Below are 12,396 nucleotides of genomic sequence, written 5' to 3'. Positions count from 1 at the left end.
CTTCAACGCTCGGGACGCAGCCTGGTGGTATCCGCCTTGGCGCGCTCGATCGCGCCGCGGCTGAACGCCAGCGGGAAGTATTCACCCTTGGACCAGGCCTCCAGCAGGTTGTCGTAGTACGGGCTTTCGGGATCGGCCGACTGCCCCGGCACGTTGATCGCGAGCGAGTTGTCCCAGTTGCCCACGTCGATGACCTGCCGGAACGACGCTCCGCTGGTAACCCGGAAGTCCGAACTGCGATAGGACGCCCGATGCACCGTATCGTTGGTGCCCCCGACCGGGAACCGCGACGTCGCCAGCCTGCCGGCCAGATCCGGATTGAGGAACTCCGCCAGTTCGTGGTCGAACTTGATGTGGTGCAACGATCCCCACTTCCAGGTCTGGACATCGCTGCCCATGCGGGTCTTCAGGTCGGTCATGGTCGATTTCAGCGTCTCCAGCAGCAGCGCATTGCGGCCGGCCACAGGATCGGCACCGAATACGTCATCGGGGTTGGCCAGGCGCTCGAACACCTTGGGCTTGGACAACGTGCCGAATACCGACCGCCCCGCCGCCGGGATGACCCGGTTCGACACCTCGGTCAAGACCTTGGGCATCCACACCTCGAAGATGGTGGCCGGTACCGACTCGACGGTGGCGACGTAGTCCCAGGCAAGCAATTGCCGCAGCGCCTCGGCCACGTCCGCGTCGGGTGAACTCAGGCCGTTCAACATCGGCACCAGCGTACGCGCCGGGATCGACAACTGGTCGATCTGCAGCTTGGCGGAGTCTTCCACCGTATGCTGGCTCGAACGGTCGAGCACTTCGACGATCCGGTCGAAGCGGTAAGGCTCCGCCCATCCCATGGTATTGGTCAGGTTGCGGTGCGTGTAGTCGTCGGGCACGTTGAACTGATTGGCCGTGGCGAAGTAGCCCTCGGGAGGATTGAAGATGCGCGGCAGCTGCGAACCCGGCAGGTGGCCCGCCCATTCGTAGCGTCCATCTCCCGGAACCGGAAGCAGGCCCGACCAGTCGGGATTGGGCCGTATCGGTACCAGCGCCCCCCCGAACCAGCCGATATTGCCATCCACGTCGGCATAGACCATGTTCTCGCCTGGCGTGTAATGGCGCGCCATGCCCTCGGTGAACTCGGTCCAGTTGTCGGCCTGGTTCAGGCGCAGGCTGGCGAGGTAGGCCGCGGTGCCCGGAAACTCCAGGTAGGCCGCGCGTACCGCGTATGCCTTGCCGGCTGCGGCGTCTTCATGAACAACCGGCCCATGGCGGGTGAACTTGAGCGTCACCTGCTGCTCGCCCTGGCCCCGGACCGGTATCGTCTCCTCGACCAGCCGCATGTCTTCCCAGCCGCCGTTGTAGCGGTATTGATTGGGATTCGCGGGATTGATCTCGTAGACGTATAAATCCTCTTCATCGCCGTAGGCGAAGATGGTCAGTCCGAAAGCAATGCGTTCGTTGTGGCCGATCGAGACCCCTGGCAATGCCGGCTCGCCGGCGCCGATCACGTTCCAGCCCGGCGCATTCAGGTGGACCATATAGCGCAGCGAAGGCATGCTGATCGCCCGGTGCGGATCGTTCGCCAAGATAGGCTTGCCCGTTGCGGTACGGGATCCGGAGACGGTCCAGTTGTTGCTCTCGTGCTGGAGCGCGGCCAGCTCCTCGGGCGCACGCTCGGCCGTTCCATTCGCCACCGACAGCACCGCTGCCAGCCGTTGGCGGTCCGGTTCGGACAAGGGGCTGCGCGGGAAGTCGCTGGCTTCGAAGTCCAGCCCATTGCGCGCGAGCTGGTAGTTGGCCAGGATGCCCGTGTTCAGCGTCGAGACATCGATGCCGGCAGGCACCTGCAGGGGACGCCTGGGCTCCATCTCGCTGAGCTCCTCGGTGGTGGCAGCGCCCACCGCGGCAATGCGCCGCGCGACCGAGATTTCGGTGCCGACGTTACGCGTAATGCCGTAGATGCGGATCAGCGAAGAGGTGGGCGACCAGCGGCCCGGCTCGGTACCGGTCAGCCGGAACTCGATCGGCAGCTTGGACGGGTCGGCCTTGACCTCGTCGACATAGGCGTTGACGCCGTCGGCGAACGCCGTGAGGATTTCCTTGCCCTCGGGATGGTAGCTGGCGAACTCGGCCTCCAGGTCGCCACGGAACAGGAACAGGCGGGCGGCACGGTCGGCCTCGACGAAACGCGGTCCGAATTGCTCGGCCATTTTGCCTTCGCCGCGACGCCGCCACTGATCGAGCTGCCAGAGCCGGTCGCGCGCCGCGTTATAGCCTTGTGCAAAGAACAGGTCGCGCTGGTTCTGCGCGAATATATGGGAGACGCCGTTGCGGTCTCGGATGATTTCCACCGACTCCGTCACCCCCGGCACCTCGGTGCCCGGCCCACCGCCTCCACCAGGTTTGTGATCGTCCCCGCCACCGCCACAGGCAGCCAATAGCACCGTGGCCGCCAGCGACGACCACCGGACTCGTCTGTTCCAGTTCATGTTTGTCTCCGTTTTTTCTTGGTGACACATCTGTCATTGCAGATCCCCGCCGCGCCGATGCGGCGCCGGCGGCACTACGCCACGCGTCTATGTCCTCCCCCTATGCAAGTGAACCGGTTGCCGCGGCACCCCCGTGCCACGGCGCCGACCGGAGATTCGTACCGGATGGCAGGCGCACCGATGCAACATCCATGCCATGGAAATGCGCTTCTCAAGGAATGTCACCACGCACCTTTCCACTGCCGGTGTTGCCATATTCCGCAAAATTGACAGGTAAAGATGTCCGGCCAGCCGCACTCGGCCGCAGCAGCCCGCCACGTGTGTGTCCCGTTACAATGGCGGTTCCCTTCGCCATCTTCACAGGTGCAGGATGCCATCTCTCGCAGGCCGCTTCGTGCTTCTTGCTGCGGCGGCAACCGCCGCATTGGGCGCCCTCCCCACGCCCGCCCAGGAACTGTCCGCCAGGCGCCCATCCTGGACTGCCGATCAGCTCTACGACGACTTCCTCGCCCAATTCGGCGGGGACACCAAAACCTGCTATACCGATTACCGCCTGGATGAGGGTCCGCCCTTGCCCGACGGCCCGGAAAGGGCCGCGCCGCGCTGGAAGAAAGCGGTGGTTGCCATCGATGCGTCCGGTTCGATGGCCGGCCGGGCAGGCGGCCAGCGGAAAATGGACGCAGCCAAGGCCGCCGTGAGGGAGTTCCTCAAGACGGTTCCGAAAGATGCGGAGGTCGGGCTGCTGGCATTCGGGCATCGCGGCAACAACGAGGAAAGCGGCAAGGCCGCCTCGTGCAACGCGGTCGAGATGGTGTCGCCGCTCGGGACGGTAGAGGCCGCGCAAGTGAGCCGTGCCCTGGACCGCTTCCAGGCGACGGGCTGGACGCCGCTGGCTGCCGCCATTGCCCATGCCGGATCAGCGTTCACGCCGGCCCAGGGGGCCGGCGAACAAGTCGTCTTCGTGGTGTCGGACGGGCTGGAGACCTGCGGCGGCGATCCCGTGGCGGCCGCTCGCGCCCTGCATCAGTCGAAGGTGAAAGCGGTGATCAACATCATCGGCTTCGACGTCTCGGCGGCCGACCACCAGGCCCTCGCGGCCATTGCCAAGGCCGGCGGCGGCGCGTTTTCACAAGCCAGCAACACCCAGGAACTGGTCGAGCGGCTGCGCGTGAGGTATGCCAACCTGCACGAGCGACAGGCGTTCGAGCAGGCGGCCTTGCAGGCGCTCACGCATAACAACACCGATGCCCTGAGCGCATCGAACCGCGCCAACAGCTGCATACTCGAAGCCGTCAACCGCGAAAACACGCTGTTCCTCGACCTCTCCAGGCGCATGGTCGAGAACGGACAGATCGATGCCGCCGCTTCCCGGGCCGCGCAACAGCGCCTGCGGGCGCGCCACGAAGCGCTGAAAGCGGAGATGTGGGCGTTCCAGAACCGCGCCAGGTCCGAGATGCAAGCGGTGAACGCCCGGATCGAGGCCAGGCGCGAACGTGTCAAGGCCGACTATGCCGGCCGATAGCGGGCTATCCTGCGGCCGGCCCGGCGGTCATCCGGACTGCGACCCCGGCTGCCAGAGATAGTCGCACCGCTGCACGTCGCCCATCCATACCAGGCCGTCGCCGACGTGTCCCGTCGCCGCGGCCTGCTTCACGGTTTCGTACAGGACGTCGGCATGATCATCGTCGACCACCATCTCGATACGAACCTTGGGCGAGAAATCCAGTAATTCCTCTTTCAGGTTCTGGGGCTGGTGCCGCGCCGGCGCGCTGCACCCCTCCACATGCGTTACGGTCATGCCCGGAAAACCCGGCGTGCGCATCAGTGCCTCGCGCACATCGTCCAGCCGCGTGGGCCGGATGACCGCCTTGATTTCCTTCATCCGAATGCTCCTCGTCGAACCCTCATCCATCCAGTGCTGTCCGGACGAATGAGGGTGCCTCTACATATCGCCGCGACAGGCCGCTACGCCTCCGGCGACTCCTCGTCGAACCACCGGTACAGGGTCGGCAGCAACAGCAAGGTCAGCAGCGTGCAAGTGATCAGTCCTCCGATCACGACCACGGCCAGCGGCCGCTGCACTTCCGATCCCGGTCCCGTGGCAAACAGGAACGGCACCAGCCCCAGCATGGCTACCGTCGCGGTCATCATGACCGGCCTGAACCGCAGCGTGGCGCCTTCCATCACCGCCTCGGCAAGCGGCTTGCCTTCCATCCGCAGCTTGCGGATATACGACACCATCACCACGCCGTTGAGCACGGCGATGCCCCATAGCGCAATAAAGCCCACCGATGCCGGCACCGACAGGTACTCCCCGGTCACGAACAAGCCGATGATCCCGCCTATGGACGCGAACGGCAGCACGGTGATGATCAGGGTCGCGTACCTGACGGAGTTGAACAGCAGGAACAGCAGGAAGAAGATGGCCGCGACCGTGGCGGGGACGATGATGGACAAATGGCCCAGCGCGCGTTCCATGTTCTGGAACTGCCCGCCCCACTCCAGGTAGTAGCCGCTGGGCAGCTGGACCTTTGCCCCGACCGTCTGCTGCAGTTCCGCCACGAATCCGCCCAGGTCACGGTCCTGGACGTTGATGGCCACCACCACGCGCCGCTTGCCGCCTTCGCGGCTGATCTGCGCGGGGCCATCACGCACTTCGATGCTCGCCAGGCTGTCCAGCGGCACCCGTACGCCGTGCGGCGTCGTCAGCAGGATCTGCTTGATGGCCTGCACGCTGCCCCGGAAATTCTCGGGCAGGCGTACCGCCGCGGAGAACCGCCGTTCGCCTTCGAAGATTTCGGTCGCCACCTTCCCGGCAATGGCCACTTCGATCACGTCGTGCACGTCGGACACGTTCAGGCCATAGCGGGCGATGGCCTGCCGGTCGATGTTGATGGACAGGTACTGTTGGCCGCTGACCCTGTCCACCCGGACATCACGCGCGCCTTGCACGGTCTCGGCAATCCGCGCGATCTCGTGCGCCTTCTGCAGCAGCCGGTCCAGGTCTTCGCCGAACACCTTGACCGCGACGTCCGAACGCACGCCGGTCACCATTTCGTCGACGCGGTCCGAGATGGGCTGCGCCATGATGATCTGCGCGCTCGGGATGACGCTCAGGCGCTTGCGGATTTCATCGGCGATGGTGTCCTGGGTCCATCCTTCCGGCCATTCGTCCCGGGGCTTGAGGCTGACGATAGGCGTAGACTCGTTCTGCGCCTGCGGATCGGCCGGACTCTCGCCACGCCCGACGCCGGAGATCGCCGACTTCACGCCAGGCACGCCCATGACGATCTTCATGGCCTGCTTCTCGAGCTCGATCGACTCCTCCAGCGAAATGTTGGGAACGCGGTTGACGCCGGGGACGATGGAACCTTCCTTCATCTCCGGGATGAACGCCGTGCCGAGCAAAGGCAACAAGGCCAGCGAAGCGGCAAAGGCCAGCACCGCCATCACCACCGTTTTCTTGGCATTGCGCAACACCCAATCGAGCATGCGCAGGTAATGGCGCTTCATGAAGGCGATCATCCGGGTGTCGTGCTCGGAGCCGCCCTTGAGCAGGTAGGACGAGAGCACGGGCGACAGCACCAGCGACAGCACCAGGGAAATGGCCAGGGCAATGGCGATGGTATAGGCCAGCGGCGCGAACATCTTGCCCTCCATGCCCTGCAGCGTCATCAGCGGCAGGAAGACCAGGATGATGATGCCGATACCGAATACCACCGGCGTCGCCACTTCGGCCACGGCCTTGAGGATGATGCGGGCCTTGCTCTCCCCGCTCGCCTTGGCATGGCCCAGGTGGCCGAAGGCGTTCTCGACCACGACCACCGAGCCATCCACCATCAGGCCGATGGCAATGGCCAGGCCTCCCAGCGACATGAGGTTGGCGGAAATGCCGAGCTGGTTCATCGCGAAGAACGTCAGCAGCGGCGTCAGGATCAAGGTCGCCACGACGATCAGCGAGGACCTCACGTCGCCCAGGAACAGGAACAGGACGACGATCACCAGCACCACGCCTTCCAGAAGCACCTTGGCCACCGTCCACAGGGCCGCATCGACCAGCTCGCTGCGGTCGTAGTACGGCACGATCTGCAGGCCGTCGGGCAGTATGCCCTGGCTGTTGATCTCGGCCACGCGCTCCTTGATCCGGGCGACCACCTCCTTGGCGTTGCCGCCGCGCATCATCATGACGACGCCGCCGACCGATTCGGTCACGCCGTTCTTGACCACCGCCCCGTAGCGCACTTCATGGCCCATGGTGACCTCGGCCACGTCGCGCATGTAGACCGGCGTGCCATTGGACTCGGCCAGCACGATGTTGCCGATGTCCTCCAGGTTCTCGATCAGGCCTACGCCGCGGATGAGGTATTGCTCGGCGTAGTGCGGCAGGATGCCTCCGCCGGAATTGGCGTTGTTGCGCGCCAGCCCCTGGTAGACCTGCTGCAGCGTGATGCCGTAGTGGCTCATGCGGTCGGGGTTGACCAGGACCTGGTACTGCTTGACGTAGCCGCCCTGCGAGTTGATCTCGGCCACCTGCGGGATGGAGCGCAACAACGGCCGCACGATCCAGTCCTGGACGATGCGCCGCTCCGTCAGCTCCTTGGGCGTCAACTCGCGGTCGCCGTCGTCGGGCCGGTCCAGGGTGTATTGGTAGACTTCGCCCAAGCCGGTGGAAACCGGCCCGAGCACCGGCGTCACACCGGTAGGCATGCGCGAGCCGATTTCGATCAGCCGCTCCATCACCAACTGCCGTGCGAAATACACGTCGGTCGCATCGGTAAAGACCAGCGTGATCAGCGACAGGCCCGGTTTGTTCAAGGACCGCATTTCCTCGAGCCCGGGCAGGCCCGTCATGGCGATCTCGATAGGGACCGTCACGAAACGCTCGACTTCTTCCGGTGACCGGCCCGTCGCATCGGTAGCGATCTGCACCTGGACGTTAGTCACGTCCGGGAAGGCATCGACCGATAGCTTGCGCATGGCATCCAGGCCCACGATCAAGGCCACGGCTGCCAGCACGGCGACGACCAGCCGCTGCTGCAACGCAGCGCGGACGATTTTCTCCAACATGGCCGTTACTCCGGATCGATACCAGTGCGCTGGTTGTTGAGGTGGAAGGCGCCTTGGACGACGACCCGGTCGCCCTCCCTCAAGCCGGACACGACCGCCCGCTTGCCGTTGTACGAGGTACCGGCCTGCACTTGGGTCGCCCGGTAACGGCCGGGTTCGACCTCGACATAGACCAGGTCCTCGTTCTCGAATCGCACCACGGCGGACTCGGGAATGACCAGCCGTTCACTGGGCCGGCTCGTGATCAGCATGGTTGCCAGCATGGCGGGCTTGAGCCGGCCGTCGGCGTTGTCGATCGCGGTGCGGACCAGCACCGTGCGCGTGCCGGGATCGACCACTTGCCCGACATAGATCAGCTCTCCACTGATCCTGCGGTTGCCCAGCGCGGGCACTTCGATGTCCACGGTCTGCCCTTCCGCGACCAGGTCGGCCTGCTGTTCAGGCACCTCGGCCACCGCCCAGACGCGCGACAGGTCGGCCACCGTGAACAAGGCGTCGGCCGGCTGCACCACCTGCCCCGGCGATACCTTGAACTCCACGACCGAGCCCCGCAGTGTCGACACGACGGGGGAAAAAGAACTGATTTCCCCCGACTCGCCCATGCGGGTAATGGCCGACGCGGACATGCCCAGCACGCTGAGCTGGTCGTACGCCGCGCGCAGCTCCGCCGCGGCGACTGCATATTCGTTCTCCCGCCGCTGCAGTTCGGCCTTGCCGATGACATCCGCGGCAAACAGCAGCCGCGCACGCTCGCGGGCATTCTTCTGGAGCTCGGACTGCGCCTTGGCCTTCAAGTAGGCCAGCTGGGCGCTGCCCAGTTCGGTGCTGTGCAGCCGGGCCAGCACGTCGCCCGGTTTGACGTTGGCCCCCAGGGTCGTGGTGATATCGGTGACACGGCCGGTGACGGAAGCGCCGATGCGCGCCATGCGTTGGCGGTCGAAGTCGATACGGCCGGCTACGCGGAGTATGTCGCTGAACGGTTCGAGCGTGGCCGGCGCCACCTGGATACGCTGGCGCATCGCGTCGTCGGCAACGACGATATTCGGATCCCCGGCCTCGGTGGGTGCCGCTACCGGAGCGGGCTTCTCGCCGCATGCCGCCAGGGCCAAGCAGAGCATGAGGACGCCGGGCCGGAAGAAGGGGGCTGCCTGAGAGGACTCGCGCCCTCCCCGGAAGGGTCGGCGCAGGCCGGCAGAGGCGCCACGGAACAAGGGAAAAAGACGACGCTGGATCATAGGGGACTACCTGCGGAAGAGTTTGCGAGCAGCCGCTCGATTTCGACAGCGGCCGTATGCAGATCGAACTGGGCGGCGATCAGATCGTTGCGCGCCGTACGCAGGACACGCTGGGCATCGAGGTAATCGATGATGCCGCGCTCGCCATAGCGATAGGCCGCCTCCGCCACGCGCAGCGCGGCTTCGGCCTGGCGCACGATGCCCGACTCCAGGGCCTCTACCTGCGACGCGGCGATCTGGTATTGCTGGTAGGCAGCGTCCAGTTGCTGGGTCAGCTCGAACTCGCGTCCCTCGAGCAAACTGCGCACGCGCATGGCGTTCGCGGCGGCTTCCTGGATCGGGCCCTGGCGCCGGTCCCAGAGCGGCACGCTGAGCACGACGCCGAATTGGGTATCGCGCACATCGGGGTCCCGGCTCGACATTGCCTTGAGCGCCACCGACGGCAGCCGCAGCGAACGTTCGTAATCGACAGCCGTTCGCGCCCGTTGCAGCTCGGCGCGGTAGCGGGCGAGCTCGGGATTGCCCTCGAGCATGACCTTGCGCAGCTGCTCCAGCGGCTCCAGGGGCGGGACTTCGCCCAACTGCCCTTGCACCGCGAAGCCGGCCGGCAATATGTCGCCCACCTGCTGGCGCAGGAACGATTTGGCCTGGTTCACGCGCAGCAAGGCGCTCTGGCTGTTCTTCTGCGCATTGAGCAGCTCGGCCTCGACCCGGATGGCTTCATACTTGGGCGCATCGCCGACGTCCACGCGGATCTGCGCGCGATCGTACAACTGTTGCGTCAGCGCCAGGTCCTCCTGCGCCGCCGCGAATTCGGCTTCGCGCCTGAGCGTCTCATAGAACCCGCGCTTGACCTGCGCCACCAGGGCGGCGACGAAGGACTCCTGGCCCGCCGTCGTGGCGCGCAGATTCCCTACCGCCAATTCGCGCCGCAAATGCCTCTGGTTGGGCAGGTCGATACGCTGGGTGATCGACAAGGTCTGGCCGACGCCCGTTCCGGCCCCGGGCTGGCGGGCGGAAACCCTGCCCGTGGTGAATTCCACTTCGGGATTGGGATAGGCTTCGGCGGTGTCGATGCCCGCCCGGGCGGCATTGACGCCGGCCGCAGCGGCTTCCACGCCATTGTTGCCTTGCAGGGCGAGGGACAATAGCTGGTCGAGCGTGTAGGGCTGGGCCGCGGCCACAGGCATGCACACGCTCGCCAACCACACTGACAAAACGAGTGTGATGGGCTTCATGATGGTCGATAGAACGGACACGCGCGGCGGCACTGCCGCCGGCAAAGGCGCTACGGCGTTCTAGCCGCAAACGGAAGGGACGGGATCAGGCCGTCAGTGACGGCGGGCGGTAGGCGCCGAAGACAGGCGCTGGCAAGGGCGGGTGCTGCAGCGCGATAAACAGGGCATCGGCCAAGGATGGTGCGACGACCATCAGGCTCAGCGGAAGATCGAACTCGTGAGGATCGGGAGGCGGTCCCGCACGGCCGCCGTCCTGGTCCGGCAGGCGGCAGGACAGGCTATCGACCGCGACGTCGCCCCAGCTGGGCTCGGAAATCTGCTCGACGATGTCGAATTCCTCTTCCAGCTCGAACTCCCAGCCCGGCATCTCGGCCGCCGGCCACGACGGCTCCCCGGAAAAGGACTGCCATACCGAATTCTGCACCACGTCGACGGCCTCGGCCTCGTTGAAGCTCCCCGGGGGGAGCTGGGCCGCTGCGCGCGCATGCTGGTAGTGGGATGGCGCATGGACGTCCGGCCGGCATGCCGCGGACTCCGCCCACACCCAATGGATGGGCAGACACAGCAATACGAGGAAGACGAACCAATTGCGCATGGCAGCATTTTAAGCGCTGCCGAAGTTTTTGCAATTCAGTCTCATTTCGGAATCCTGAGCAAGCGCCCCGCTTCATTCCGCCGCGGCAGCAGTCGACGGTTGAAGAGGCGCATCATCCGACAAACCCGGATGCAAGAAAGTTCAATGGGCCCGGTACGGCGAGCGCCGACGTTCGGGATTTCGTAAGCAGGCCCATGATAAATGGGGCGTTTGCCTCCACCCCGAGTCGCTGCCTTGCAACCCCCCGCCGCGCCGCTGAACCGGCGCATGATCACCCTCTCCATCATGCTTGCCACGCTGATGCAGACGCTGGACAGCACCATCGCCAACGTCGCGCTGCCGCACATGCAAGGGTCGCTATCGGCCTCGCAGGACGAAATCAGCTGGGTACTCACCTCGTACATCGTCGCCGCCGCCATCGCGACACCGTTGACCGGCTGGCTGAGCGCGCGCCTGGGTCTCACGCGCCTGCTGGCCATCGCGGTAAGCGGCTTCACGGTCGCGTCGCTGCTTTGCGGCATATCGGAGTCGCTGGCTCAGATCGTGGGCGCGCGGCTTCTGCAGGGCCTGTTCGGCGCAGCGCTGGTACCGCTGTCCCAATCCCTGCTGCTCGACATCAATCCGCGCGAGAAGCAGGCCCAGGCCATGGCCATCTGGGGCGTAGGAGTCATGGTCGGCCCCATCCTGGGTCCCACGCTGGGCGGCTGGCTCACGGAGAGCTACAACTGGCGCTGGGTATTCCTGATCAACCTGCCTATCGGCGCTTTTGCGCTGTTCGGTGTGCTGACCTACCTGCCCAAGATCAAGCCCGCGCCGCGCCACGGATTGGACTTCTTCGGCTTTGCGACCCTGTCGCTGGCCATCGGCGCCTTGCAGGCGATGCTCGACCGCGGGCAGCAGCTCGATTGGTTCAGTTCGACCGAAATTTGCATCGAGGCCACGGTGGCTGCCGTCAGCTTCGTTTTCTTCGCGCTGCATACGGCCACCGCGGGCAAGCGTTCCTTCTTCCGCTACGAACTGCTCAAGGACGCGAACTTCGTCACCGGCACCTGTTTCATCTTCGTCATCGGCGCCGTCATGTATGCCACGCGGGCCCTGCTGCCGCCCATGCTGGAAGCGCTGATGGGCTATCCGGTGGCAACCACCGGACTGGTCACGGCCCCGAGCGGGGTGGGCACCATGGTGGCCATGCTGCTGGCCGGCCGCCTGGTCGGCCGGATCGAAGTACGCGTCATGCTGCTGGCCGGTTTTCTGGTCTCCGCCGTCGCGCTCTATCAAATGATGGGCTACACCCTGGTGCTGTCGGAAAGCGACATCGTATGGCCGGGCGTCATCCAAGGCGTCGGCCTCGGTTTCGTCTTCGTGCCGCTGAGCGCGGTCACCTTCGCCACGCTCTCGCCCGAACTGCGGGCCGACGGCACGGCGATCTTCAGCCTCGTGCGCAACATAGGCAGCAGCATAGGCATATCGGTCGTCCAGGCGCAGGTCACCCGCAATACGCAAGTCGTCCACGCCTCCCTGGTCGAACATCTCACCCCCGCGCACCCCACGCTGGGCCAGCAATTCGACCTCGGCTCGCCCTCCGCGCTCGAATCGCTGAACCAGCTCGTGACCCAGCAAGCCGCCATGATTGCTTACATCGACGCCTTCAAGCTGATGTTCGTCGCCACGCTGTGCGTCGTGCCGCTGCTGGCGTTCATACGTTCCAGCCGGCGGGCGCCGGGCGCGGAGTCGCCTCACGTGGCGATGGAATGATACGAATCCCCATGGCGACTCAAGAG

8 protein-coding genes are annotated in these 12,396 nt (G+C 65.4%); 2 read left to right on the top strand and 6 right to left on the bottom strand.

The features are described from left to right. Positions 1–2 precede the first annotated feature (2 nt). The gene (locus tag QHC78_RS12970) at positions 3–2,480 is read right to left on the bottom strand and encodes a penicillin acylase family protein (protein ID WP_319745148.1); all 2,478 of its coding nucleotides are present in this window, start codon (positions 2,478–2,480) and stop codon (positions 3–5) included. Positions 2,481–2,850: 370 nt separating this feature from the next. Here QHC78_RS12970 and QHC78_RS12965 point away from each other — a divergent pair, with 370 nt between their 5' ends. Beyond that, positions 2,851–4,002: a VWA domain-containing protein gene (locus tag QHC78_RS12965; protein ID WP_319745146.1), complete on the top strand. Its 1,152-nt coding sequence runs from the start codon at positions 2,851–2,853 to the stop codon at positions 4,000–4,002. Between the two features lie 27 nt (positions 4,003–4,029). On the opposite strand, the gene QHC78_RS12960 is transcribed toward QHC78_RS12965, so the two are convergent. From QHC78_RS12960 to QHC78_RS12940, 5 genes are all read right to left on the bottom strand, one after another. Beyond that, entirely contained in the window at positions 4,030–4,362 is a 333-nt protein-coding gene (locus QHC78_RS12960; RefSeq protein ID WP_319745145.1) for a P-II family nitrogen regulator, read from the bottom strand. An 83-nt stretch (positions 4,363–4,445) separates the two neighbouring features. Beyond that, entirely contained in the window at positions 4,446–7,547 is a 3,102-nt protein-coding gene (locus tag QHC78_RS12955; RefSeq protein WP_319745143.1) for an efflux RND transporter permease subunit, read from the bottom strand. A 5-nt stretch (positions 7,548–7,552) separates the two neighbouring features. Further along, positions 7,553–8,665 (bottom strand): efflux RND transporter periplasmic adaptor subunit, encoded by a 1,113-nt coding sequence (locus QHC78_RS12950; RefSeq protein ID WP_319745140.1) that lies wholly within the window; start codon positions 8,663–8,665, stop codon positions 7,553–7,555. Between the two features lie 113 nt (positions 8,666–8,778). After that, positions 8,779–9,972 carry a TolC family protein gene (locus QHC78_RS12945; RefSeq protein ID WP_319745138.1) on the bottom strand — a complete coding sequence of 398 codons (1,194 nt, stop codon included), beginning with the start codon at positions 9,970–9,972 and terminating at the stop codon, positions 8,779–8,781. A 133-nt stretch (positions 9,973–10,105) separates the two neighbouring features. Next, the gene (locus tag QHC78_RS12940; RefSeq protein ID WP_319745136.1) at positions 10,106–10,615 is read right to left on the bottom strand and encodes a hypothetical protein; all 510 of its coding nucleotides are present in this window, start codon (positions 10,613–10,615) and stop codon (positions 10,106–10,108) included. 285 nt (positions 10,616–10,900) lie between these two features. Here QHC78_RS12940 and QHC78_RS12935 point away from each other — a divergent pair, with 285 nt between their 5' ends. Then, positions 10,901–12,370, top strand: a complete 1,470-nt coding sequence (locus QHC78_RS12935) for a DHA2 family efflux MFS transporter permease subunit (RefSeq protein WP_413816466.1) — start codon at positions 10,901–10,903, stop codon at positions 12,368–12,370. Positions 12,371–12,396: the final 26 nt, after the last annotated feature.

The sequence above is a fragment of the Pigmentiphaga sp. genome (assembly GCF_033795525.1).
In the GTDB taxonomy this organism is placed as follows: domain Bacteria; phylum Pseudomonadota; class Gammaproteobacteria; order Burkholderiales; family Burkholderiaceae_B; genus Pigmentiphaga.
This window is presented reverse-complemented; position numbering and strand designations above follow the sequence as displayed.